Annotated in this window: 17 protein-coding genes and 1 pseudogene; 12 read left to right on the top strand and 6 right to left on the bottom strand. The window is 46.2% G+C overall.

What is annotated here, in order from left to right; all coding sequences use genetic code 11:
• Positions 1-134, top strand: a pseudogene (locus DXZ20_RS30670) (Photosystem Q(B) protein 1); the annotation flags it as partial.
• Between the two features lie 269 nt (positions 135-403).
• Here DXZ20_RS30670 and DXZ20_RS30665 read toward each other — a convergent pair.
• The gene (locus DXZ20_RS30665; protein ID WP_163702714.1) at positions 404-1,339 is read right to left on the bottom strand and encodes a phosphodiester glycosidase family protein; all 936 of its coding nucleotides are present in this window, start codon (positions 1,337-1,339) and stop codon (positions 404-406) included.
• Between the two features lie 575 nt (positions 1,340-1,914).
• Here DXZ20_RS30665 and DXZ20_RS30660 point away from each other — a divergent pair.
• The 3 genes from DXZ20_RS30660 to DXZ20_RS30650 all read left to right on the top strand — a co-directional run bounded on the left by DXZ20_RS30660 (position 1,915) and on the right by DXZ20_RS30650 (position 4,640).
• A complete protein-coding gene (locus tag DXZ20_RS30660) occupies positions 1,915-2,508 on the top strand; it encodes a cation:proton antiporter (RefSeq protein WP_163702713.1) in 594 nt (197 codons plus the stop codon).
• A 404-nt stretch (positions 2,509-2,912) separates the two neighbouring features.
• Positions 2,913-4,193, top strand: coding sequence for a S8 family peptidase (locus DXZ20_RS30655; RefSeq protein ID WP_163702712.1), 1,281 nt, complete (start codon positions 2,913-2,915; stop codon positions 4,191-4,193).
• Positions 4,194-4,277: 84 nt separating this feature from the next.
• Positions 4,278-4,640, top strand: coding sequence for a hypothetical protein (locus tag DXZ20_RS30650; protein ID WP_250565072.1), 363 nt, complete (start codon positions 4,278-4,280; stop codon positions 4,638-4,640).
• Here DXZ20_RS30650 and DXZ20_RS30645 read toward each other — a convergent pair.
• Together DXZ20_RS30645 and DXZ20_RS30640 are read right to left on the bottom strand one after the other, a co-directional pair.
• Positions 4,634-6,280 carry a dynamin family protein gene (locus DXZ20_RS30645; protein WP_163702711.1) on the bottom strand — a complete coding sequence of 549 codons (1,647 nt, stop codon included), beginning with the start codon at positions 6,278-6,280 and terminating at the stop codon, positions 4,634-4,636. The genes DXZ20_RS30650 and DXZ20_RS30645 overlap by 7 nt on opposite strands.
• Positions 6,281-6,410: 130 nt before the next feature.
• Positions 6,411-6,728 carry a hypothetical protein gene (locus DXZ20_RS30640; RefSeq protein WP_163667164.1) on the bottom strand — a complete coding sequence of 106 codons (318 nt, stop codon included), beginning with the start codon at positions 6,726-6,728 and terminating at the stop codon, positions 6,411-6,413.
• Between the two features lie 585 nt (positions 6,729-7,313).
• Between DXZ20_RS30640 and DXZ20_RS30635 the strand changes: the two genes are divergently transcribed.
• Positions 7,314-7,775: a hypothetical protein gene (locus tag DXZ20_RS30635; protein WP_163667166.1), complete on the top strand. Its 462-nt coding sequence runs from the start codon at positions 7,314-7,316 to the stop codon at positions 7,773-7,775.
• A 155-nt stretch (positions 7,776-7,930) separates the two neighbouring features.
• Here DXZ20_RS30635 and DXZ20_RS30630 read toward each other — a convergent pair whose 3' ends face one another.
• On the bottom strand, positions 7,931-9,418 hold the full coding sequence (locus DXZ20_RS30630) for an ammonium transporter (RefSeq protein WP_163702710.1): 1,488 nt from the start codon (positions 9,416-9,418) through the stop codon (positions 7,931-7,933).
• A gap of 306 nt (positions 9,419-9,724) precedes the next feature.
• On the opposite strand from DXZ20_RS30630, the gene DXZ20_RS30625 reads away from it, so the two are divergent.
• Positions 9,725-10,735, top strand: a complete 1,011-nt coding sequence (locus DXZ20_RS30625; RefSeq protein ID WP_163702709.1) for an adenosine kinase — start codon at positions 9,725-9,727, stop codon at positions 10,733-10,735.
• A 106-nt stretch (positions 10,736-10,841) separates the two neighbouring features.
• On the top strand, positions 10,842-11,903 hold the full coding sequence (dinB, locus tag DXZ20_RS30620) for a DNA polymerase IV (RefSeq protein WP_163702708.1): 1,062 nt from the start codon (positions 10,842-10,844) through the stop codon (positions 11,901-11,903).
• A 37-nt stretch (positions 11,904-11,940) separates the two neighbouring features.
• Here dinB and DXZ20_RS30615 read toward each other — a convergent pair whose 3' ends face one another.
• Together DXZ20_RS30615 and DXZ20_RS30610 are read right to left on the bottom strand one after the other, a co-directional pair.
• A complete protein-coding gene (locus DXZ20_RS30615) occupies positions 11,941-14,244 on the bottom strand; it encodes a GumC family protein (protein ID WP_163702707.1) in 2,304 nt (767 codons plus the stop codon).
• 70 nt (positions 14,245-14,314) lie between these two features.
• A complete protein-coding gene (locus DXZ20_RS30610) occupies positions 14,315-15,745 on the bottom strand; it encodes a polysaccharide biosynthesis/export family protein (RefSeq protein WP_163702706.1) in 1,431 nt (476 codons plus the stop codon).
• Positions 15,746-18,250: 2,505 nt separating this feature from the next.
• Between DXZ20_RS30610 and DXZ20_RS30605 the strand changes: the two genes are divergently transcribed.
• The 5 genes from DXZ20_RS30605 to DXZ20_RS30585 all read left to right on the top strand — a co-directional run bounded on the left by DXZ20_RS30605 (position 18,251) and on the right by DXZ20_RS30585 (position 24,875).
• Positions 18,251-19,312: a glycosyltransferase family 4 protein gene (locus DXZ20_RS30605; protein ID WP_163702705.1), complete on the top strand. Its 1,062-nt coding sequence runs from the start codon at positions 18,251-18,253 to the stop codon at positions 19,310-19,312.
• Positions 19,313-19,834: 522 nt separating this feature from the next.
• Positions 19,835-21,127 (top strand): glycosyltransferase family 4 protein, encoded by a 1,293-nt coding sequence (locus DXZ20_RS30600; RefSeq protein ID WP_163702704.1) that lies wholly within the window; start codon positions 19,835-19,837, stop codon positions 21,125-21,127.
• A 94-nt stretch (positions 21,128-21,221) separates the two neighbouring features.
• The gene (locus tag DXZ20_RS30595) at positions 21,222-22,775 is read left to right on the top strand and encodes a lipopolysaccharide biosynthesis protein (RefSeq protein WP_163702703.1); all 1,554 of its coding nucleotides are present in this window, start codon (positions 21,222-21,224) and stop codon (positions 22,773-22,775) included.
• Positions 22,776-22,821: 46 nt separating this feature from the next.
• On the top strand, positions 22,822-23,691 hold the full coding sequence (locus tag DXZ20_RS30590) for a sulfotransferase family protein (protein ID WP_163702702.1): 870 nt from the start codon (positions 22,822-22,824) through the stop codon (positions 23,689-23,691).
• A 26-nt stretch (positions 23,692-23,717) separates the two neighbouring features.
• On the top strand, positions 23,718-24,875 hold the full coding sequence (locus DXZ20_RS30585) for a glycosyltransferase (RefSeq protein ID WP_163702701.1): 1,158 nt from the start codon (positions 23,718-23,720) through the stop codon (positions 24,873-24,875).
• The last annotated feature ends 216 nt before the right edge of the window (positions 24,876-25,091 follow it).

The raw sequence follows: 25,091 nt of genomic DNA, 5'->3' as shown, positions 1-25,091 counted from the left end.
GGGCCGATGTGCTGAATCGCGCCAATTTAGGCATTGAAGTCATCCATGAGCGTAATGCCCACAACTTTCCCCTGGATTTGGCGTCTGGAGAAGCCGCTCCCGTGGCACTGACAGCACCCGCTATCGCCGCATAAATCCGGGTTGGGCATTGCTGATCTTCGGGCTGACGTTAGGTGTAAAACACCGTCAAATAGCAAGAGCTCTAGACTAGTGCAGCCCCTAAATTAGCAATTGCCAGAGTTTCAATTGGTTGAGATTTGATTCGTTACCTATAGAGGAGGGGGGAAACTCCCTCCCTTTTTTTGTAGGGAATATCAAGCCTGGGCTTACAGTTTTGGCAGTGGACAAGGTGCGCACCGTAAGCTGGCTTTCTCCTGATTAATGGGTTCAGAACTCATGCCCTCTACGGTTCTATGGGGTCAGCAAAAAAGCCTAAATGATTACCGACCGGTCGTTCTTGACCAGGGATTTTGCCATGAATAGGCGTATTAAGTAGGGTGGGACCCCTGGGTGACGACACGGCCAACGTTGTTGAACCACCGCCATCTAAGCGCAAAGCTGTATCAGCGCCTAATTCTTGTACCAGGGCGGTCACTTCGCCCACGGTCAACCCTTCGCTGTAAAAAGGCTGCTTGCCATCAACCAGGACCAGCCATAGACGTGCACCCGTGGCATCTAAGGCTGCCACGGTAAATGAGTAGGGCTTTTTCCCTTCATACTGGAGTCGGTCTTGCAGCTGAGTGGTGATCTGACCATTTTCCAACAGCATCAGATTGCCTGCCACCGCCTGTTGAGTGTTGTCTTCACAGGTGCCATCGGCGTTGATAACGGCTCGCTGATTCATAAAACACAGCGTCGGTACCGGTGGCTGATCAGGATTTGCTGGAGCGACCACGTTGCCGTTAGACATTGATAACCCCATTAAATTGACCGGTTCTCCAGGACGAGGGTAATAGTTCCAGAGAGTAACCTCTTTAAATGGAGAGAAGAAGTTAGCATTCACGGCTAGCTGTAGTCCGTGGTTTTGTAAAAATGCTGACGTTTTTTGCCCCACCGCTCTATGGCTTTTCGTACCATATTTTTTCAGATCTGCCTGCGGATTCACGGGGGTGACCAACGGTCGCAATCCAGCAGTCGTCAGATCAATATCGATAATGTGAATGATATTGGGTCGCGGTTGCTCACGGGTACGGCGGCTGTAAATAATGCCCTGAAATAGTGGCTGGCGATTAATCTCAGTGAGGTGAGGGCGACGCCATACCGTGGAGCCATGGAGCGCAATTGGCAGCAAGAACGCGAACCAAAGTAATCCGGTTTTTAGGTGACGCCAACGAGACATAGATGTTTATTGCACAAACGCTGCTATCTGCTTATTTTCACCTCAACCAAGACGTTGTTCCCCTAGACCAGGCTACTGTGTACATGCATCTCGGCAGATGGCTCAAAATCCTGCCTTACCCCCCCTTAATCCCCTCTTGTTAAGACTACTGTGTATACACATCTAGAAGACTAATGTCCCAAAAGGTAGGCCTGTCCTTGAATTGGCCCTCATCCTAAATCCTTCTCCCTGGGGGCGAAGGACTTTGAGGCCAGGCCCCCCTTCTCCCCCAGGGAGTAAGGGGTTGGGGGATGAGGGCTCGAAATCTAGAGCTAGCTCTCCTACTTATGTATACACGGGAGGGAGTTAGAGGGGGTGATGCAATGTAATCGCCATTTTCGATCACTTGTGTGTACACCGTAGCTAGACCAGGGGGAGGGGTAATCTGTTCCATTAGTCTCAGTGAGAAACGTATCTCCGTATAAGTTTGTTGTTGTAGATGTATTTATTAGATCATTTAGATCATTTTTGGGTTGCATGGGTTTGGGTTAGTCTGTAGCTACTCTAAACACGTTCCTTAGGAAAAGTCACTGTTTATGGCCCATCGTCACAATTGGCAAATGACGCTACGTGTAGCTGGGTTAGTTGCGATCGCACTCTTCACGTTCCATGCCCTCAGCAGCTTACTATTCGGCGTCTTGGGTCTGGCTCCCAGCAGTCCCCAATGGAGTTTGGCCCTTATCCTCGGTAGCTTTTTAGCCATTGCTGGAGCCACTGTGGGGATGCAGTCTCTTAACTTTATTCCCCAAAGATTAACTAGCTTAGTCAGCGGCGCATCATCCATCGCCATTTTGGCGGCCTTCAGCCTTGGAGAGTTGAGCGGACACCAGGCTGAAGGGGTGCTGATCGGCGCTATTGCGGGTTTGATCGTAGGTGGGTGTGGAGGATTTTGCACAGGGCATCGTCAAGGGTTTTGGCAAGTTGCGATCGCGCTGATCAGCAGCCTCTGTGCCTATGGAACAGCGTTTGGCCTCAGCAGCTGGACCTGGGCCGCCGCCACCACTCAACGGTGGTTGATCGCCATCGGTCTGGGGTTATGCACAGCCCTCTATCTCTGGTTTACACAACAAGGACTGACGTGGGTCTATCACCAATGGCAGCGTGACATAAAAAGAGAACTCCAAAAATAGAAGAGCAATAGAGACGCTTATTTTTAAGAGTAAATCAGTTTTTAGTTATATTTTTTAAGCTTTAGATCAATTTAATGGGTCAAAACAGCCTTTTTAGCCATAGAACGTCAGAAAATAAAAGTTTGAGCCCTAATAATATTTGAATTTTCAAAAAGATTGTTTATTCTCAAATCATTTCTAGGACAAATTAAAAAATATCCTAAAAAGCTTTCTCTGCAAGGGTTATACGAATATTAGCCAGCTAATTTCTCCACACTCAAACTCTTCTTTAATTTACATTTCGGTTTTCCCATTCCGTAATAACTTCTTGGCAACTTGTATGGAGTTAAGTGTGACATTTGATGCGACAAAATCGTATCGCAGACTGAATCTAAGACCACTTATAGATAATCAAAGGGTGAATTATGTCTATAGAAACTACCGGGCGCTATCTTGTACTTCTGCCCGACGAAGATGTGAACGCGGGTATTCAAGCATTATCTAGCGCAACGGGTATTCAAGGTGTGGCCAGAGCCGCAGATTTTGAAGGTCATGCCTTTACGTCTGCAGAACTCGATAGCCCCAATGCGTCAGTTTTTGACAATCTCGGAGTCGCTGTCGTTCCCCTTGATCCTGATCAGGCACAATCCGTACGAGCCAGTGCCGCTGCCCATGGTAATGTGCTAGCAATTCAGCCAGAACGAGTCGTCTACGCTATCGGTCGGGGTCTATCCACAGATTATTTACGGGGCTACAGCGACGCCGCCACCCATCTATATGAGCAAGCAGGCCCAGACCAGGGGGCATTGGCTGCCCGTGCCCATAAGGGTTCGGCCCCAGAGTTTCAAGACTGCAAGAGCACCTGGGGCCTTCAGGCAACTCGGGTGATCGACTCAGGCCATAGTGGCCTGGGAATCAAAGTCGCTGTGCTAGATACAGGCATGGACCTCAATCATCCTGACTTTGCTGGTCGCATCATCCAAAGCCGGTCATTTATTGCTGGCGAGGCTGTTCAAGATGCCAATGGCCACGGCACCCATTGCATTGGTACAGCCTGTGGTCCTAAGGATCCGCCGGAACTACCCCGTTACGGCGTAGCTTATAACGCTGAAATTTATGCCGGTAAGGTTTTAAGTAATCGTGGCTCAGGCTCAGATAGTGGCATTCTGGCTGGTATTGAATGGGCAGTCAATAACGGTTGCGCCATTATTTCCATGTCCCTGGGGGCACCCACCCGCCCAGGAGATACCTACTCACCCATCTATGAGCGGGTGGGACAACGGGCCTTGAATCGTGGCTCTCTAATTATTGCGGCAGCCGGTAATGAAAGTGATCGACGCGACGGACGCATCAATCCAGTAGGTTATCCTGCTAACGCTCCCTCCTTAATGGCGGTGGGTGCTCTAGATAATAAGCTACAAATGGGATTCTTCTCCAATGGCAGCATTAATCTGGACGGTGGCCAAGTGGATATTGCTGGACCGGGAGTTGCGGTTCATTCCACATGGCCCATGCCCGATCGCTATAGAAAGATTAGCGGGACCAGCATGGCCACCCCCCACGTATCCGGCATTGCCGCTCTCTATGCCGAGGCCACTGGGGCACGGGGCATGGAACTCTGGGCGTGGCTAATGCGTGATGCCCAACGCTTGGGCCTAGCTGGCACCGATGTGGGGATAGGCTTAGTACAGGCACCGTTGCAGTAACGTTATTGTTATTAGCGCTGTTACATTTGTAGAATTGCTGCTGATCTTTATTCTTTATTGAGATCAGCAGCGACAATGGGAGATATGAGAAACACTAGGTGGGCTAGACAACTGATTCATTGGCTAATTGTTGCCATCGTGACAGTCAGCCTAGTGGGCTGTTGGCCCCAAGGGTCAGACGCTATAAATGCAAACCCAGGAGCAGACATGGATAAGGTCAAGGTAACGGTATCAATCGATGACGCCCACATCGAACAGATTGATGAGGTCACTGAACAGCTAAAGGCAGCAGGCCTTGACGTGGAGCAAACCTTGACAACCCTCGGCATTGTTACCGGCTCAGTGGCCTCAGACAGCATGTCTTCGTTGTCTGAGGTTACCGGTGTTGACTCCGTTGAGGTAGACAGAACAATTACGTTGCCGCCACCCGGTTCTGACGTTCAATAATTCAATTCTTCCTGTAGCTGTTGCAGTTCTATCAAAATATTTTCCAGTAGTGTCCGTTGGCCAGCCTGTTGGTCTACGGACACTGGTTTTGTAATGGCCATCTGCATAACTGGCTGAGCTCGCTGTTGATAGGAGGCAAGGGCATCCAGGGCGGTTTTAGAAAAATGGGCCAGGTACTCACGGGCAGCTTCACGGCTAGCCTGGGGTGACACGGATGGCCCTGGTTCCGACGCTTTCTTTGTACGCCCGGCGCGATTGAGCAAGTGGCTGGTGCCACCGAGCACAGCTGCCCCCATGGGACCTGCCAACACCCAGCCCAGGCCGGTGGCGATCGCCACCGACGCCATCCCATCCCCCTGACTTGTCTCCGGTTCACTGGGGTCGGCTGTCGGCTGCACAGCCTCATCGGGTCGCTGCCAACCGACCCACAGATCCACCGGACGTGGCTGCTCAAAAAAATCACAGGCTTGATACACCCAGTCGGCAACAGCTCGCTTTTTTTGTTTCCAGACAGGTTGTAATCTCTCTTCTAACCATAGGGGGGCCGTGCCCGCTTGAAGAGAGGCCGCAAAATCATATTCATATTGATGCAACAGATTCTCTAAGCTAAGCCAATCTTGCAAATCTATCACACTTTGCTGAAACCCCTTTTGTATCAGCTGCTGAGCCCGTTGTTGAATGGCCATACGACGGGCATCGGGGTGGGGGGCTGCATTCAGAGATTGCAGCTGTTGTTGCAGAGCCTGGTGCACCTGGGACACTAAGGGCAACAATCGCGGTATGCGATGAACAGCCAACTCCGGTAAACGGACCTGTACCAACCTATGCAAAGCCGACTCCAATGCTGGTAACCCGGCCTGGGTGGCAGCAGCCATATCTCCTTTAAGGCGTGCCCGCAGAGCTGGTAAAGCATCCACCGCATAGAGATTACTCACACCATCCGGCAGTGTTGTTCGAAAGTCTTGGGCTAGCAATCGCAAACGGTACATGACCTGTTTGCGTTCCTCAGGTTCCATAAGATTGAGAAAATTCACCACAAATAGCACTGTGGTAATGCCTCGGTCCATCAGCCAGTCCCGCAAATGCTCTCGCTCTGCCAGGGTCATGAGCTTACGACCATCCAAGAGCTGCACCACCACATCGGTTTCCATCAGTTTGGCGTACACCCGCTCATTTTGCGCTTCTCGATCGTCGGTGCCCGGCAGGTCCACCAGCTCTACGCCTGGTTGCAGAAACGGGTGGGGACAGGTCACGGCCACCGCTGCCACATGGGCCTGCATCTGCCGCTGCTCATCGAGAATGGCGTAACGTTGCAACAGGTCTGTTCCAGGTTCTTCTAAAATTTTGCCATCGGTGAGGGTAATGCGGCTGACCAATGCAGGCCCATGGGTGATGGTGATAGCAGCCCCAGTTGTGGGGACGAGATCAATGGGCAGGGTTTTCTCACCGAGGAGGGCATTGAGTAAGGTGGATTTGCCGTAGTTAAAGGGGCCAAAGACGGTGATGCGTAAGGTGGTATGGGAGATGCGATCGCATTGATATAACACATCGGCCTTCAATGCAGCGTGCGTTGGGTCGAGCAGGCCTACCGCTTTTCTCAGGGAGTTGATGAGCGGAAAATGTGATGTAATAGCGGCCATACGTTAGGGAGCTATGGTGTGGACAGTGGGATGGCCCACCTCAGGCCCTGGTGAAATTTTAATTGCGATCGCGCCCTAGAACCTAATTGCGATCGCGCCCTAGAACCTAATTGCGATCGCGCTTTAGAAATTAATTTCTAGAGCGCTCTAGAAACAGCTTGTAAATAACCCAGCCAACGGCAAACAGTAACAATACGCCAGACAACCAGGTGGCCACTCGTATAGCTATAATCACACCCACAACGAGCACACCAAACTGTACAAGTTTCGGTAAACGGTTATACCAGCCAAAGCTTACGGCTCCCTTGTGTTTTACCGTAGGTTTTACCGACGTCGACGTCTCTATCTCAGATTCAAGCTCACGCATCCGCACCTTTATTTCGCGTTCCTTGAGCTCTGCTTCCAGATTTTTGAGTTCTTGTTCTTTAGATTGATGATCAGAATTCATAGATTTGCAAAGGACCAACCGCTTCTCTACCAAAATATGCGCAGTTTTGAGCACCTGCAACCTTAAAAAAGCTTGAACTCCAAACCCATGGTTCCTTCAAAATGGGGAGACAGCAGATATATAAAGAATGCCACAGGTATGGTGGTGTCGACAAAAGCTTGAATCTACCCTTGACTGAACACATTTTTATACAAAAACTGCTTTCATGTGCGGATTCTCATGTTTAGAGTGGTAAATACATAGTAATCCCAACGATCAGGTGTCGCATTGTTAGGACGTCGGTTCCGTAAAATCACGGGTTCACACAATATATAAGCTAAAAATTAGCTTAAAAAATAAATCAAAAGTATAGAGTTTTAATTGGTAAAAACTTTATGTTTTTGATTTATTTATTGTGGCGAATAGAACCATCCAAATTCTGTAATCCTTACCAAATAAACGGGTACTTCTTATACGGAATTAGGAGACCTTAAAGCTATAGTCTCAACATTGAAATCCCACTAGATTTATAGTCAAAAAATGCGCAAACAAGACATCAAACGAGATGCCTCTGGTCCCTCTATATTTCTATCGACAGTTGCCCTCATGTTGTCAGCACTAGCTATTTTTGCGTATTTTTTATTTAGATCTGGCTCTCCGCAACAGGCTGTTGAGGGTAGCCCAACGCCAGATAGTTATTGTCAAGAAAATTTTGAGGATCAGGAGGTTCTTTTACAAAGGCTATCAGACCTCAAAAATCGTATGGGTGATAATTGGTCAAGTTTTTGCCAGGATCGATTAGATAGCGCCCTTTATGAAACAGCTATTCTCAAAGCAGCAGTAGGGCGATTTAACACATCATTTATTCGCCTTTGCCAAATCCCCGAAAGGCCTGATTCAGAAATATTCAAAGATGCTCGATTTTTATTTAGTATCTGGGAAGAAAACCGTAATACGTCTGGTGAATCTCAGGAAATCAAACCTTTATTAGAAAACTTCTTCCAAAATTACGAAACCGTTAGTGAGAGTTGTCCTGCGGCAAAAGAAATATTTGCAGGCAATAATTAGTGAACTATCCGGTGTAGAAATCATGAATAATCTCGTAGGGGCTGCGCCTTGTGCCAGCCCCTCTACATTGGAATCATGAATAATCTTGTCGGGGCTGCGCCTTATGCCAGCCCCTCTACATTGGCAGCCATCAGCCAGGGGCTGAAAACCTGGACTTACATAATAATTGTCGCGTCGCTACCGGCTTTTTCATCTTCCAGAGTGACTCTCAATCCCCGTCTAACCATGACAAAAATATCAATGGCCTCTTTTGAGTCGTGATATGAAATGCTCGGGCGCAGGTAATAGAGAAATAGCCCGATCATTGCCCAGGCCAATAGGCTCAACAGACACGTTACAGCAATGATACAGCCACAGCCTAGGCATTGATACAGGGTTTGCTGAGCTGCTGAATAAACGCTGTTGAACTCGCGGGAAAACCCCTGGGCAAACATGCCAACGGCAATTGTTCCCCAGGCACCACAAAAGAGATGTACGGGCACAGCACTGACTGGATCATCGATCCGCATGAGGTTTGATTCCAAAACGCTTTCACCCACCAGCACCAAAATGCCTCCCACCGCACCAATAATGCACGCGCCTAAAATATCAACATAGGCTGACGATGCTGTGATGCTGACCAACCCCCCTAAAATGCCATTAATAATCGATGACAGTTTGACCTTATACCCTGTAACCAGAGGACTATAGAAGAGAATTGCCAAACCTCCAGCCGTAGAGGCAAACATGGTGGTAATGATGACATGGGGGACATAGTCTAAAAACCGGGTTGAACCACCATTAAAGCCAAACCAGCCAACCCATAAAATTAAACAACCCAATGTGGTAAAGCCGGGGTTACAGGGCCTAAATATTTCTTCTTCTTCTTCACCGTAAGGGAAACTGCCAGTCTCCGCATCATAGCCAAATTTGCCATCTCGGGGTTTCAATAGCCAAGCCCCCACCAACGCTGCCGCACCACCCACACAATGAATCACGGTTGAACCAGCAAAATCATGGAAGTTAAGGGTGCTGGCCAGCCAACCGTTCTCCCCCCATACCCAATAGCCAACTAAAGGATAGATAAAACCCACCAGCACAAAGCTAAAAAGGATAAACGCCCAGAATTTAATTCTTTCTGCAACGGCCCCAGACACAATGGTGGCTGCTGTTCCGGCAAACGATAGCTGGAAAAAGAAAATGGCAGCAAACGAGCGATTACCCCAAAAGGTTCTTAAATTCTCAAAACCTTGGGGGAACGGATTAACATTGGCTGCCGATGGAAAGAGAGAGTCTACAAAAATTCCCAGTTGTCCAAAAATAGGATTTCCACTGTCGCCAAACATAAAGCGAAACCCAAAAACAAAAAACGCTGTAGCTGAGACGCAAAAAACAATTAAGTTTTTAGCTAAAATATTGGTTGCATTTTCAGTTCGGCAAATTCCCGCTTCAAGCATGGCAAACCCGGCATTCATAAAGAATACGAGTAAAGCCGCAATTAGCATCCAGATAGTATTAATCCCTGAAAACAGTTCCGTAGTGAGGGGGATTTCGGGAGTCAATTCTTGGGCAAGCGTCTGAGGCGATATCGCTATAACAAAAGCTACTATCAGTAACGTGATAAAGGACCAGTATTTTGATAATCCATGGTGCAAAATATTCATAGTCCTACAGGTTTTTTGTTCTATGGTTCGCTGATTTTAGGTACTTGCAATCTCCTACAAGAGGCTGAAGTCCTCAACTTTTCGATACCCGGTAAAAACTGTCCGGAATGTTGCTCGAACCCCGACAGATTCTTTAAAATCTTGCCAAACTGACACCATGGGAGACTATCGAGCGGGGTGGGCAATGGGCACTCACCCTGGATCATGACTCACCCTGTGGCGCAGAATTGTATAGCTTCTCATTGCCACCCATCGTAATCAGCGGGATAATAAGCGAGCAAAATCATTTGATCTCCAATCACTCCCATGACCCACAATCCACCGAAGTACAACGTTTATGGCCTTGGCAATGCTCTGGTGGATATAGAATGCGCCCTGTCTGTAGAAACGCTGGCAGCCATCGGTATGGATAAGGGTGTGATGACCCTTTTGGATGAAGCCGTGCAGAATAATGCGATCGCACAGCTAAATAGTCATCAAACCAAACGTATCTGTGGTGGTTCTGCTGCCAATACCATCATTGCCATCAGCCAACTTGGCGGCAAAACCTTCTATGGCTGCAAAGTCGCCGATGACGAATATGGTCAGTTTTACACGCAAGATCTAGTGGATTGCGGCGTGGACACCAATTTGACCAGCCATGACCCTGAACCGGGGATTACGGGCAAGTGTCTGGTGCTGATTACTCCAGATGCCGACCGTACCATGGGCACCTTTCTGGGCATTTCATCCCAGCTGTCTGAGGCTGACCTCAATCCCGAAGCCATTGCCGCTGCTGAATATACGTATATGGAAGGGTTTTTAGTTAGCGGTGAAAACAGTAAGCAAGCGGCCATTAAAGCCAGCCATCTAGCCAAAGCCGCAGGCCGCAAAGTCGCCATGTCTCTATCGGATTACAACATGGTGAAATTTTTTAGGCCAGGGCTGTTAGAAATGATTGGTGACGGCGTAGATATGCTATTTGCCAATGAGTCCGAAGCGCTTTTAATGGCAGATACGGACGATTTTGCCACCGCCATTGAACACACCAAAACCCTAGCTAAAACCTTTGCCATTACCCGTGGTCCCGCAGGCTCGATTCTGTTTGATGGCGAACGGGTCTGGGAAATTGCTCCCCATCCAGTCACCGCCATTGACACCGTCGGTGCCGGCGACATGTATGCCGGGGGCGTGCTTTACGGCATTACCCACGGATTGGGCTGGCCCCAGGCTGGCAAACTGGGCTCCACGGCAGCCGCTCAGTTGGTAACCGCCTATGGAGCCAGAATGGGAACGGATGAATTGCAGGCGGTGTTGAAACAGGTGGTTGGGGAGTAGGGGCTATGGGTGATCTTGGCTGAAAAGAGTCTTGATCGATGTTCAGGGCTGATTACATAAACTAAAGAGTGTTTGTAAGCTAGGGCTGACGACAACCATAAGGGAGATGGTAGACCATCGTAAAATCCTCCATGTTGATATGGATGCATTTTATGCATCCATTGAGCAGCGGGACTATCCTGAGTATCGGGACAAGCCGGTGGTGGTGGGTGGTCGTCCAGAACAGAGAGGGGCTGTAGCCGCCGCTAGCTATGAGGCTAGGCGCTATGGAATTCATTCGGCAATGCCGTCACGCATTGCGGTGCAGCGGTGTCCCCATGTGATTTTTGTGCGACCTCGATTTGATGTGTATCGGGCAGTATCCGAGCAGATTCGGACAATTTTTCGGGATTATACAGAGTTGGTTGAACCCCTGTCCCTGGATGAAGCTTATTTGGATGTGACTGGCTGTGAATCGGCGATCGCAACGGCTAAAGTCATTAAACAGCGTATTCAGAAGACCACTGAGCTGACAGCCTCTGCCGGTGTTTCCATCAATAAGTTTTTGGCCAAAATGGCCTCGGATGTGAATAAACCCAATGGACTGTATGTGATTTTGCCCGACGAGGCCATGGCCTTTATTGCCACGTTGCCCATCGAAAAATTTCATGGCATTGGTCCGGCCACTGCCCGCAAAATGAAACAGCTGGGTATTGCCAGGGGAGCCGATTTACAACGTTGGCGTGAGACTGATCTGGTGGCAGAATTTGGCAAAGTCGGTAGCCACTATTTTCGTGTGGCCAATGCCCAGGATAATCGCCGAGTTGATCCTAACCGTATTCGTAAATCGGTTGGGGCCGAACGCAGCTTTGCTGAAGATCTGCGGTCTTTAGAGGCCATGAGCCAGGCGCTGGCTACGATTGTGGATGAGGTGGAAGCACGGCTGCTCAAGGCAAAAAAGATGGGCTATACCCTCACCCTTAAGGTTAAATATGCGAACTATCGCCAAATTACCCGCAGTCGTACGGTGGATGTGCCGATGCAGCGGGCTACTGACATGGGGCCGTTAGCGCAGGCTTTGTTGGAGCATCACCTTGAGCCTCAACCGCAGGTGAGACTGTTGGGGGTGGCGATCGCAAATTTGGTGCCTGCTGAAACGGTGGGGTTTCAGCAACTGTCGTTGCTTTAGGTGAGTTTGTTTTTTGACTATTTTAGGGGTTGTCTTGCTATTTCTTGACATTTAAGAAGTCGGATATGCTGAGGCCATTTTGGTGGGGTGAGCTGCCATTTTTACTGGCGGCGGCGGCCAGGGCGTTGGCCCCCTCATCGGTGGTGTCAGCCGTTGGGGGTTTGTCTGGCTGGGCTCCGTAGTCGCCGTAGGAATAGTACTTGTACCCATTACCTTTGGAAGAGACACCGTTGGCGACCAGACCCAGGACGGGAATCTTAGTGAAGCTGATGTTGTCCATGGCATGCTGGAGGATGTTGCGATCGCAACCATTTAACCGAGAAACCAGGATCAGACCATCGGTGTTAGCCGCAATCAATGTGGCATCCGCCAGACCCACCAGCGGTGGCGTATCATAAACCACCAAGTCAAACTGTTTTTCTAGCTGATTCATCAACAGTCGCATCCGCTTAGATGCTAGTAGTTTAACCGGGTCGGGTGGCGCAGTACCGGCTGTAATGGCATAGAAATCCAGAAAGGGCATGACCTTTTGTAGTATCCCACTGCCCTTCGTAACATTGCCCGAGAGCAGATCGCTAAGACCTGTTTTGTTGCTTAACCCAAGACGCTGATGAACCGTAGGTCGCCGCAGATCTGCATCCACTAGCAAGACTCGTTTGCCCATGGTGGCAGCGGTTTGCGCCAGATGGCGGGCAACGGTGGACTTACCCTCATTGGGCATGGACGAACTGATAATTACTGAGCGAATGGTACGATCGGCCCCCATCAACGACAGATTTGTGTGCAACAACCGCATTGATTCCAAAAACTGCGAGCCACCATAGCCATAGTATCCATCGGTGGCCCCCGTACCCTTTTTACTGAGACGTTGCTGTAGCCACTGGCCCGCCCCATTAGATTGTTGTGGAGCAGTGTCAAATTCCCCATGGTAGGGAATTGTGCCTAATAACGGCAGTTTTACGACCTTTTCAATCTCATCAACGGCGCGGCAAACAGTATCTATTTTTTCCAGCAGCAACGCTGACCCAACGCTAATCAACAGACTGGCAACAATGCCCAACACAAAACTACGTCTTGGATTAGGCGATATGGGAGTTTCTGGCCGACTGGGTGCTTCGATTATTTCCCAGGGAATTTCGGTTTGGGCCGCCTCAATCTGTAATTGTTCGCGCGTTTCCAAAAAACGGCTGAGGGCACCAACGGCAATCTCCAGTTCACGCTGTAGATCGCTATACTCTCGTGCCAGGGTCGGTAACTGAGTCAGCGTATTTTGCAACTGGGCTTCAGCCGCCGCAATGGTGACATTTTGAGTGGATAACAATTCGATGGCATTTTCAGCTTCAGCATATTTTGCATTTAATACCCGCTGGGCCTCTGCCTCAATGACCGGAAGTATTCTCTCTCGCTTATCTTCAAGAACTTGAATAGCCAGACTTCCCGGTTGAAAACGAGTCAGTTCAGTGGCAATTTCTGTTTCCACCTGGCGCAGCTCTTGAATCAGCTGTTGATAAACCGGTGCGTTTTGCAGCGCAACTTCACTGCCCCCTTCACTCTGTAATAGCTCGTAGTTAGTGATCGCCTCAGCCAGCTGTCGATCAATTTCCAGACGCTGGGTGCTAAGTTGCTGAGCCTGTGTGGTAATCTGTTGATTTTGCGTCGTTGGATCAATGAAATTATAGGTTTGACGAAATCTTTCCAGCTGGCTTTGTAGCTCATTAACCCGCTCTTTTAACTCAGGCAACTGCCGGTCAACAAAATGAATCCCCTGGCGCAGATTCGTTTGGCGTTCATCCAAACTATACTTTAAATAAACCGTTGAAAGCGCATCCAATGTCGCCTGGATCTCGACCGGGTCATTACCCTTGTAGCTCACCTCAATAATTTTAGTTTCCCCCACCCGTCTGATAGTGAGGTTTTTTAACAGACGTTCATAATTAAGATCTGGATCAATGGTTTCTAGCTCTGCGATCACCTGAGCAATCAATTCAGGGCTACGCAACACCTGCACCTGAGTCTCATAATCCAGGCCTGACTGTTTGACCGGGGCAGCTTCTGCCAGAAGACCACTTAAGTCCGAGAGATTATCATCGGCATTAACCGGCTCTACCAGAACTTCAAAGCTCCCTTCATAAACCGGTTCCTGGCGCAGGGTATTGAACATGACCGTGCCCATCACACCGGCAGCCACCCCCGTAATCAGCAGGGATCGTCGCCGCAGCACTGTGAGCAGTTGAGCCAGGTCTAGCTCATCGTCATCCTGAGCCCATGGCATTTGAGGTAGTTGGTACGCTTTGGCCAGGCTGTTAACAGACGCACCGTTGGCTGAAGCAAGATTATCCATAGGGCGGTTACAAAGAAACTAGGAGTCTAATGAGGATAAAAGAGTAGGAAAAATGAGTATATTGAGCCGGTTAGAACAGATTGCCAAACGGTAGAATCTGGAGAAAGGGACCAAGAAAATTACTCAGCCCATCCGATAGGCGAGCCGCCGCATTGGGGTCAACAACAACAATATCGTTGTGTTGCAGTATGGGGTTCCCGTCAGCATTAAGCCCCTGGGCTAAATCCACCTCAAACGACTGCTGGGTAACAGTCCCATCAGGGTTTAAGCGAATCAGTGCCACCGTTTCTTTGGCACGACGATTAAAACCACCCGCCGCCAGAACAGCCTGATTGAGGGTGGTGCTAGCCGCCACAGCAACAGGGCCAGGGCTTTCGACCTCACCCACCACATTGACCGCAATCGAATCTGGCGACAGATTTGTAGCCGTGAGTAGACTAATATCTTCTGAGTTGGCCGTCAGGTTAGTTGGCACCACAATGGTGTCACCTTCTTGCAAAATTAAATCTTGTTCTCGTTCACCAGATTCCACCAGTTGCCACAAATCGAGGGAAATCGTTTGACTTTCACCCAAACGGGTTGTTCGCTTGACCTCTACCTGGCGAAGATTTGCCAGGGGTTTTACTCCACCCGCCAGTTGCAAGGCACGGGTTACCGTCAGCCGACCCGGCTGCTGCACGCTGGTGGCAGTGGCATTATTGCTAGTGATAGACTGACCCGACCCAGAGCGCGAGGCATAGTTGTAAGTGCCTGGGCGAAAGACTTCACCAACCACAGCAACACTAATGGCTTCTTCCTCGTCGGGGCCAATATTAGACAGGGCAATCTGTCTTGACATTTGCACGTCAATCTCATCCATTTCAATGATGGTGATGGAGTCACCATCACGCAAAGGAAAATCTTGAGTCAGATCCCCCTGGGTGAGCAGTGCAGATAAATCACTAACTACCCGTTGCGTGCCACCATTTTCCACCCGGCGTCGAATTTCCACTCGCTTTAAATCAGCTGCCTGGGTAATCCCGCCTGCTACCTTAATCGCTTCGATCAGGCTAGGAAACTGCCCTTCGCCACCCACGGGTAGGGTATATTGACCGGGCACATGAATTTCTCCTGTGAGGGCAATACGGAGCTGACGGGGTGTTAAAAGATTTACAGTGATTTGCGGATAACGGACTTCTGATCGATATTTCTCGCTAATAGCTAATTCCGCCTGAGCCAGGGTCAAACCACTTAGCGATACCTGGCCAACGGCGGGTAAATTAATGTTGCCATTGGCCAACACTCGCTGCTCACCGCTATACTCAGGTACATTAAACACATCAACGGTGATCAAATCCCCCGGTCCCAATAAATAAATATCATTGAGGGATGAAACGGATGCAGCAGAAACTGTTATGTCGGGCAGTACGGCCAGGGCTGGGCTACCGACAGCAGTTCCCAGGGCAAACCCTGTTATTAGGGCTGTCCGAATTACCGTTTTCAAATATCTGGAGCTAGTCATTGCAGGACATATAGAAGGCTAAAAACGATGCAAGATAATACTGGGCGTTGCTGAACCAAACGATGGCGTTATCGAAAAATGCTGAGATATGCCGCTTTTAACAGTTTGGTTTATCCTTTAAATCAGCAATGGCAAATACTGAAACGTTTAACAATAATGTAGGTAGACCTGAACACCGCAGACAATAGTCAGAGAAGCCGTTATCACCCTCTAGAGAAATGCTGTCGATGGCCCGTAATATCCGGAAAATCCTAAACTTTATGGCGTTGCTACATATCTATTTTATATAGTTAGCAAATAGTAGAAAGACGGAGAGATGAGTATAGTTTTTTACGAGTCCTCATCAAGAATTTGGACTGTAGGACTAAGACTTTTGCATGAAAAGAATGTACTGTTTTGAGACATGTTGGAGGTCTGTTCCCTTAAGTTGGCGAAGCCTGCTCTTTAGGCTGAGGGGAATACCTTGTCCCCTCCCAGGAGTAGGTCTGTTTCATTGTCTAGACAGAAAATCTGAAGGTATTGAAAGCTCATTTGAGGAAAGACATGCCCTACTTGGAGGTGGGCCAAAGAACAATGCGATAACCTGATTAATTGACCCCGCCGTAACCCCTACTTTAATGCCATTGAGGACAACCTAGTAGGCTGGGTCTTAGGGCGGCCTCCCGGCCCTAACCATGGGGGTTTGGGCTTCGACGTGAGCTCAGCCGAACGTGAACTCGGAGGGACCCCAAGCAACCGGTTTTGGCTCCCTCCGATCATCTCTCGATTCAGTATGAATGAAGTAATAAGCCTTACAGATTTTCTCTGGTGAACACGAAACAACCCTGCCCTTACTAAGGGGGAGTTAGAGGGGGTGAGGCAACCGCGAACGCTAGTTTCCAGTACTTGTGTGGACACTGTAGCCTGACGAAGGGGGAACCAACGGAGTGGTCTACAGGTGTTAGCGCTAGTTATCCAGACCCCTCCCTGACGGTTCCCCTTCGTCAGGGGAACCCCTGGCAGGCCATATTGAAACCTAGGATTTTTAAGGGTTTTAGCCATTCTCTCTGACTTATGTATACACCGTAGACCTTGGTAAGGGAGGGGGCTACACAATTTCACGATTGGAATCTTATTAATATTCAATCGTTTGCCAAAGGAAAATTCAATGGCTGAGAGAGAATTGAGACTATCGGCCAGTCGATAATGGTCGATTGACAAAAATATAACCTGATAGTATTATTATTCGAGATTATGGAGGCTATCTCCGCATAATAGCTTTGATTTAGTCTATCGTTCTGTGAAAATTTACTCAATGCTTGAGTTTGCTGATTATATATAAATATTTAGCTCTGAAGCACTGATAGTAGGAACCTGGCATTTTAGAGTTTGCCCTATTTTTATAACAAAAAAACAGCATGAGATGATCTTGTAGGACAGTTTCCTTCTCAGGATATTTCTGTGGGTGAGCAGCAGACCAAGTGGGTTCAGATTGTTCAGACCCTCTTTTGTGGAACTATTTACATTCGCCTAATTAGGATACTGGGGGTTCCCCCATGCTGCGTTTGATTAACTACCCCTGTCCGTGATTATACTGAGTGGCTGTATCCTTTATTAGGAAAGGATTTCCATCAAAAATAGGTGGTTATTTCATCCGGAATATGACAATGTTACCAGTAACTTAATTGGGAAATATCAAGTAGATCTGCTCAGTACGTCATCAAGGCTATTTAACTTGGCCATTGCTGATCCTTGGAATGACTTTAGTTGTGAGATATCGTCAAGTATCAATGCCTCTAGACCGGTTCATCCTCTAAATCAGTAATCGCTTACCTTGAGACAATGCTATATTTTTTCAATTGTGTGTTTAGGTAGGTGATGGAAAAATACGATCTTGTCGGTTGGTGTAAAGTATTGTTTCTTTGAACTGTCTGTTTATTTTCTATGTCTAATGGCCTCTTACTCCCGAGGCTGTTGGATGGTAGCAGTATTTTTTTCATAGGTTTTCTAGCTGACGATGCGCTCTTTCTTACGAACAGTCTTTAGAAACCACATGTTATCGATAATTGTTTTTTATGGATAACGTGTCCACATCAGGGATATGCTTGACAAAAGTGCCTGTGACAAATTGTAGTATGGGAACTTTATTTATTTGCCGCTTCCTACGTCAATGCATCTGCTGTATTTCAGCAAAAAGCGGGCTCTACCAAGAATGTTATCTGCAACTTACTGAGGATATTTCTGATAAAGAAGCTACCTATTATTTATGCCCCTGAACCCTCCACCATTGGGAAGCTTTGAGGTTTATTTCTCCTAGCATTTAGAAAAATCTAGCATGCCTAGGGGGAATATCACGATTCTGTCTGACTGGGGGCTTTTAACCGGTATAGTCTTTTCAAGAAAACGCCTTGACTAAGAGAAGTTGCATCGAAATTGCTTGACGGTTATTGATTTAAGACCTGAAGAGCGTGCTGTTTGCGAATACCAACATCTATTACTTGTTAGATCTATGTTGGCATTAATGTGATGCTTGATTTGTCAGCGTTGTTTTTTGGCTACGGTTTTTATTTTTTTGCTTTTATCAGTGCATTTGTTGTTGTTGTTGTTAGTGTCCCCATTGTTAGGACATTAGCAATTCGTTGCAGCCATGTGGATTTGCCCGACGATCGCAAGGTTCATCAAGTTCCAATGGTACGTTTGGGAGGGATTGGTATTTTTCTGGGTACGCTGACAGCCGCCATCTGTCTCTGGCGATTAGGTGGCTTTAGCTATTTATTGCCAATGGCCCAACGAGAAATAGCAATGATTTTGCTGGGGGGTAGTGGTTATTTTCTATTGGGCTTTTGCGATGACTTAAAAGGACTTTCGCCTAAGTTTCGTTTAGTCTGTCAGTTAGCGATCGCAGCCCTAGTGTGGCAAAACGGCATTCGCATTGACTTTTTTAATGTGCCAGGCATAGGTCTGGTACATCTAGGATTGTTAAGCTTGCCAATCACGTTGTTATGGATTGCAGGGATGGTGAATGCCATTAACTGGATTGATGGTTTAGATGGCTTAGCTTCGGGGGTGAGCGCCATTGCTGCCCTGATCACCGTGGGGATTTGTTTATTTATTGGCGAACCGTCGGTGGCGTTGCTGGCCATGTGTTTGGTGGGTAGCCTGTGTGGTTTTTTGGTCTATAACTTTAACCCGGCCTGTATTTTTATGGGTGATGGGGGATCTTATTTTATTGGGTTTATGTTGGCGGTGATTAGCGTGACCGGTCTGGTAAAGGGGGCAACTGCCGTTACAATTCCATTGATTGTATTAGCGGTGCCAATTTTTGATATGACACTGGTGATCATTTCACGGTTGTTGCGGCGTAAGTCTCCTTTCATTGCTGATAAAAGCCATTTACACCATCGGTTATTGAAGATTGGTTTTTCCCATCGTGGTGCTGTGTTATTTATCTATGCCCTCAGCCTTTGGATTGGTAGCTGGGCCTTTACTCTGGCTCCGATTCCCAATGGCATTTTGGCAATGGTGATTTCTACACCCATCCTTGGCATTGCTTCCTGGCGAGCCTGGCGAGTGGCGCAGGTTTCCTAGAAATGCAACTGTTATTCACAGGGCTTCTTGGCTGAGGTCACGTCGAAGCCTCATGTCGAAGCCTGGGTAGGGTGAATTCGCCTATTAAAAGGTTCTTTTATGTTCAAGCAGCTGCCCAAGTGGTTTCAGATTGTTCAGGCCCCCAAACCCCCAACCTTGGGGGCTTGGATTCAGTCTCTCCTAGTATTGGAAAAAGATGGTCTTCAGACGCTATAGATCTTTACGATTACTGAGATCTTGCACCTGGCAAGGAAGCATTAACCCACCTTGGACTCAAAGTCGCAAGGCTAACTGGCTCAAAACCGCTCAAGCGGTTAAAGAATCCTTAAAAGCTCGATATTTAGAGCTGCCCAGCCAATCTTGTCCCTTGAGTGGACAGCCCTCAATTAGCGTTGGGTTTTGAACCCAACGTGGATTTGAGCTTCACAACCGACCTTAGTGCAAGATCTGAGATTACCTACTTACTAATTTTTGGCAACAGTTTTGTTTCACTGCTCTATCGTTTACTAGTGCTCACGCTTTATGGTTCCTGGAAAACTATACCCACCTACTCAAGCAGTTTCCTTTGACGACCAATCTGGCGTTCAGTCGACGCAGCAAACTGTTAAACTTGTTACTCAATTTTTTGCCCCTGACTATGCTGCCACGGGGCAGCTGCTGGATGAGCTAGTCAGACAGTTAGCAAAGCAAGGCATGCCGGTGGAGGTGTTTACGGGCCAGCCGGGCTATGCCTATGGTGAGGCTGAGGCTCCCCGCAGGGAGAAAACTCACAATTTAGATATCCATCGTTCGCGCATGACGCAGCTGTGGTCTAATCGGTTGCGGGGTAAGGCGCTGAATGGTTTGTTGTTTGTAATTCGTGCTTTTTTGCATTTGTTGCGCCATGGTTGGCAAAAGGATAGGGTGCTTTTGCTGACGACGGCTCCGCCGTTTTTGCCGGTGGTTGGTTATTTGATTAGTCTGTTGTTTAATACGCCCTATGTGGTGATTTTGTATGATCTGTATCCGGACATTGCGGTGGAGCTGGGTGTAGTAGATTACAATCATCCGGTGGCTAAGCTTTGGCGTTGGGTAAATCAGCGAGTATGGCGACGGGCAAAGGCATTAATTGTGTTGAGTCCTTCGATGAAGGATCGGGTGGTGGGTCATTGTCCGGATATTGCGGACCGGGTGGAGGTGATCCATAGTTGGGCGGACCCAGACTTGATTAAGCCGATGGAAAAGAAGGATAATTGGTTTGCCCGTAAGCATGGTTTAGTGGATACGTTTACGGTGCTGTATTCGGGGAATATGGGTCGCTGCCATGATATTGCGACGATTTTTGAGGCGGCAAAACTGTTACGGAATGAGCCGATTAAGTTTGTATGTATTGGGAGCGGGGCGAAACGTGAGAAGTTGATTGAGGATGTAAAGGCGGAGGGTTTGGAGGAGAACTTTTTGTTTTTGCCGTATCAGGATAAGAAGGATCTTCCGTATTCGATGACGGCCTGTGATGTGTCATTGGTGAGTGTCAGTGAGGGGATGGAGAGTTTGGTGGCTCCGAGTAAGTTATACCCAGCATTGGCAGTGGGGAGGCCGATTGCGGTGATTTGTCCAGAAGGAGCTTATTTGGAGAAGTTAGTGAAGGAGGGCGACTATGGCTCTACTTTTAGAAATGGGGAACATCAATCATTAGCTAATTTTCTTAAGTTACTATCAGTTGATCGAAGAATGACTCAAAAGATAGGTTTTCAATGTCGCCAGAAGTTGGAAAGAGATTTTACACCTCAGGTAATTGGATATCTATATTCTAGGATATTAAATAGTAGAGCTTGAAAAATATATAGGAAGATTTTTTAACTAGGCCTAAGTTTTAAACAGAGACTAAAGAGGAATTCATAGTCTACAAAAGAAGGAAAAAAGAAAAACTATGTCGGCTTCCTCAAGGATTGCATTCGCCGTATTTATTTCCTGGCTAGGTAGGTTTACAACAATTTTAGCGAACTTGGTATTACTGCCAATCTTATTTCGCTTGATGGAGAGAGAAGAATTAGGCATTTGGATAATGCTTAATGGCAGTAATGCATTTCTAGGTTTGCTAGGTTTTGGAATCGTACCGACACTGACCCGTCATATTGCACTAGCAAAGGGAAAAAGTGGCGCTGACCCAAGTGTCTCACTTACTAATGAAAGTAAGCAACATATCGCTGATCTAGTTGTTACAGGTCGAACCATATTAAGGTGGCTGGCTATTGCAGTATTCTTTATTGCTTGGATATCTGGGTATGGCTTGTTGTCTCAAATAAATTTAGAAAAAGTTTCTATTGTCGAGATTATGATCGCATGGACCTGTATGTGTGCAGGTTATTCTTTAGGGATTTTTATCTCGTATCTTAATTGCTGGCTTATAGGAATAGGATATGTAGGCTGGGAGCAACTGATAAATACAGTAATTTTCTTACTAACATTAGTTGCAAATATAGTTGCAGTTGTCTTAGGTGGAGGACTGCTTGAGCTATCTATAATCTCAATGTTTTCATTTATTTTTCAAAGAACTTTATTCCTTTTATATATTCGAAGGCGGAAGCCTAGCTTACTTAAATTAAATGGTAAGTGGAATACTAAATATGCACAACAGATGCTAAAACCTGCGTTTCATGCTTGGCTAACAACATTAGGAGCATTTTTAATTCTTCGGACCGATACTTATTTTATTGCCATTCTCAAGGGAACAGATAATATTCCCCAATATCATGCTAGCTATCAGCTTGTTTCCAACCTTTGGCAATTAGCCGTTACTCTAGGTACAGTATCTTCGACATTTATAAGCCAGGCATGGCAAGCTGGTGATCTCAAGGTTGTTCAGAAGATCACCATAAGAAATGTGAGAGTTGGTCTATCAATTATGGCCACAGGCATAGCTTTTTTGAGTGTATCTGGTCAAGAATTTATAACACTTTGGCTAGGTAAAGATACATTCATTGGCTATGGCGTGTTTACAGTTTTTTGCATACTCCTAACACTACAAACCCAACGAGGAATATTAGTCATTGCATCGAGAGCAACTGAAAATGAGAATTACGCGACAGTTAATATTATAGCTGGAGTTCTAAATATTATTTTTACTTGGCTATTGATTGATAAGTTTGGATTATTGGGTGTAGCTCTTGGTACCTTGATAGCTCAATTGCTAACCAATAGTTGGTACGGTGTCTATGATCCTATTAAAAGATTGAGAATAGATTTTAAGTATTATGCTAGAAAGGTCATTTTAGGATGGCTGTTTCTTTTCATGACATCTTTTTCTATTTCATTAATAGTAAAAAGATTTTTGGTGAGTCAAGGTTCTTCCGAGTACTTGATAGTTTCTGCCACATTTTTTGTATGTAGCTTTTCTCTTGCCTTATTTGTATGGAAAATTATATTAAGTAAGATTCAGAGAAAATCTATTCTGGCCTCAATCAAATTTATACCTGGATTTTAATTGAGGCTAAAATACATCAATATTGTTTATTCGAAAGTGATATCCAATGGAATTATTAGATTTTCCTAGACGTTTCTCTAGCTTAGTTAACCCAGTTAAAATAGCTAAGAATATAAAATGGAGATATGGTGCAAGTATCTCTAATAGCTCACATGTTTTTGTTGTAGGTGCACCAAGAAGCGGAACAACATTGATGTTTACAATTATTGGCGCTCATCCATCCTTTGCTTCTATTGATTGTGAAACTTTTTTCTTTGTACCACGTGACAACTTCAATCTTTCATCTTATTCGAGGTTAGAAAAAAATAAAAATATAGAGATGAGAGATATAGAGATTACTTTGGAAGATTCAAAAGATATAGTAGAGTTTTACGATAAACTAGCCTCAAAAATATTAAGAGATGAGGATAAAGTTCGTTTTCTGGAAAAAACTCCCTTCCATGTTTTGTATTTGAAGTACCTTGTTAAACATTTTCCCAATGCAAGGTTCGTAAATATGATTCGTGATGGGCGAGATTGCTATCGATCTAACAAGAGGTTGGCAGACTATTATCATAAACCTTTAAAGAAAGCTACTCGATTATGGCGAGATTCTATTCGTGCAAGACAGACCATGGGGAAACATTCTCAAATAATTGATGTTAGATATGAAGATCTTACTCATAATCCAACTGAAACTTTGGAGAGGGTTATGAGTTTCCTTGGTGAAGATTTTTATCCAGAACAATTAGACCCAGCGACATATTCTAAATCAACAATATTCAGAGGTGATAAAGGCCATGAGCGTCTTAGTCAGCCAATAAAACCTACAAGTATTGGTAAGTGGAAAAAAGATCTTACTTCTGATGAGATTCAGTACTTTCAAAAAAATGCTGGTAAAGAGCTGGTATGTATGGGATATGAGATTTTAGATTAATATTTTTTCTGGTAAGGATAGTTAAAATGAGGATTCTGATTGCAGGTACTTTAGCTGGTAATGGAGGCATTCAAAGCCATATAAGATGGCTGGCAAAAGCTTTGAGTGAAGAGAAGTTTCAAGTTCTTGCAGTGTCATTAGGTAGTCCTCATGGACTACCAGTTGATGAAGTATCCTTAAAAACATTTTGGAATAAAAATGTACAACTACATTGTTGTACTATTCATGAGAGCAATCATACAAATCAACATTTTCAAAGGTTTCGTCGTCTTCAAGAACTTGTCAGGGTAATTGATGAGTTTAATCCTGACATCTATTTGGCAATAGGTACTGGGTGGAATCTTTTCCTTCCTCCACTATTAGCCCGTGCTAAGCCAATTCGGATTTTTCATGAGGTTATGTCAGGTGTTCCCAATGGATGGAAAGACTCACGTTGGTGCGTCAAACTTTGGTTTGATGAAGTAATAGGTCAGTCAGAAATAGTATCCCGTACTTTTTCTAAAGAGTTTGGTTGGAAAAAGCAAGTGTCTGCCTTACCGGCACTACCAGAGCCTTTAGAAATTACAGCAGACTTACCTAAGGCAGAATCCAAAAGAGTAGCAAAGGGGAAAATAAAAGCTGCATTATTTAGTCGATTAGCACCACATAAGCAAGCGTTTTGGCTTGTACGGCAGTGGCATACTCTAAAAGAGTACTTATCTGAACTCCATATCCATGGTTCTGGTCCAGAAGAAGAGCTGATTAGAAATCATATTGCTGAAAATGGTATTGAGGATAGAGTTAAATGCTATGGACGTTACCCAGAAGGACAGGCTTACGTTGATTTATTAAGTAGTTATGACCTAACTTTACTACCTACTATTGGTGCAGAAGGTGCTCCGTTAGTGCTGCTTGAGTCCATGGCATGTGGTGTTCCATTTCTAGCTTATGGTGTTGGTGGTATTCCTGATTATGGAACTAATAATCCAGATGTTTTTATTGTTGCTCCAGATAACAATAAGTTTTTCTTGGGGCTCGAAAGGATTATTGATTCTCTTGAAACAGGAACGACTAATCAGAATCGTTTACAGCAGTTTTATATTAATCATTATTCCTACAATGCACTTCAGAAACAATGGATAAACTACTTCAGAAAAATTCTACTCCCAGAATTGCGCAACTTAGCAATGCCATTGATGCCCTGAGAGGTTTAGCAGCACTTACTATTGTCATATATTATGCGAGACCAATGTTTTGGGTTGGCTTGAGGTAAATATTAGGATACTTACGGGTTAAGCCTGGATCCTAATGCCATTACGGGATATCTGTCAGCACCATTTAGCTTTGGCAGTTTAGGAAACGTCAAAATTTATTTAATTATTCTGCTTACTTATCAAAGCTTTAAACCAAAAATGACTAGA

Origin of the sequence: Adonisia turfae CCMR0081 (genome assembly GCF_011009555.1) — a bacterium.
In the GTDB taxonomy this organism is placed as follows: Bacteria; Cyanobacteriota; Cyanobacteriia; order Phormidesmidales; family Phormidesmidaceae; genus Leptothoe; species Leptothoe turfae.
Note: the sequence above shows the minus strand (reverse complement) of the source record. Positions and strands in the feature narration are given on the sequence as shown.

What these genes read in the sequence shown, in the direction of transcription:
- DXZ20_RS30585 (WP_163702701.1), top strand. Translation starts at nt 23,718, where the DNA reads ATGAGGATTCTGATTGCAGGTACTTTAGCTGGTAATGGAGGCATTCAA.
- DXZ20_RS30645 (WP_163702711.1), bottom strand. Translation starts at nt 6,280, where the DNA reads ATGGCCGCTATTACATCACATTTTCCGCTCATCAACTCCCTGAGAAAA.
- DXZ20_RS30650 (WP_250565072.1), top strand. Translation starts at nt 4,278, where the DNA reads ATGAGAAACACTAGGTGGGCTAGACAACTGATTCATTGGCTAATTGTT.
- DXZ20_RS30615 (WP_163702707.1), bottom strand. Translation starts at nt 14,244, where the DNA reads ATGGATAATCTTGCTTCAGCCAACGGTGCGTCTGTTAACAGCCTGGCC.
- DXZ20_RS30640 (WP_163667164.1), bottom strand. Translation starts at nt 6,728, where the DNA reads ATGAATTCTGATCATCAATCTAAAGAACAAGAACTCAAAAATCTGGAA.
- DXZ20_RS30605 (WP_163702705.1), top strand. Translation starts at nt 18,251, where the DNA reads ATGCTTGATTTGTCAGCGTTGTTTTTTGGCTACGGTTTTTATTTTTTT.
- DXZ20_RS30625 (WP_163702709.1), top strand. Translation starts at nt 9,725, where the DNA reads ATGACCCACAATCCACCGAAGTACAACGTTTATGGCCTTGGCAATGCT.
- DXZ20_RS30665 (WP_163702714.1), bottom strand. Translation starts at nt 1,339, where the DNA reads ATGTCTCGTTGGCGTCACCTAAAAACCGGATTACTTTGGTTCGCGTTC.
- DXZ20_RS30630 (WP_163702710.1), bottom strand. Translation starts at nt 9,418, where the DNA reads ATGAATATTTTGCACCATGGATTATCAAAATACTGGTCCTTTATCACG.
- DXZ20_RS30660 (WP_163702713.1), top strand. Translation starts at nt 1,915, where the DNA reads ATGGCCCATCGTCACAATTGGCAAATGACGCTACGTGTAGCTGGGTTA.
- DXZ20_RS30610 (WP_163702706.1), bottom strand. Translation starts at nt 15,745, where the DNA reads ATGACTAGCTCCAGATATTTGAAAACGGTAATTCGGACAGCCCTAATA.
- DXZ20_RS30590 (WP_163702702.1), top strand. Translation starts at nt 22,822, where the DNA reads ATGGAATTATTAGATTTTCCTAGACGTTTCTCTAGCTTAGTTAACCCA.
- DXZ20_RS30635 (WP_163667166.1), top strand. Translation starts at nt 7,314, where the DNA reads ATGTTGTCAGCACTAGCTATTTTTGCGTATTTTTTATTTAGATCTGGC.
- DXZ20_RS30595 (WP_163702703.1), top strand. Translation starts at nt 21,222, where the DNA reads ATGTCGGCTTCCTCAAGGATTGCATTCGCCGTATTTATTTCCTGGCTA.
- DXZ20_RS30655 (WP_163702712.1), top strand. Translation starts at nt 2,913, where the DNA reads ATGTCTATAGAAACTACCGGGCGCTATCTTGTACTTCTGCCCGACGAA.
- DXZ20_RS30600 (WP_163702704.1), top strand. Translation starts at nt 19,835, where the DNA reads ATGGTTCCTGGAAAACTATACCCACCTACTCAAGCAGTTTCCTTTGAC.
- dinB (WP_163702708.1), top strand. Translation starts at nt 10,842, where the DNA reads ATGGTAGACCATCGTAAAATCCTCCATGTTGATATGGATGCATTTTAT.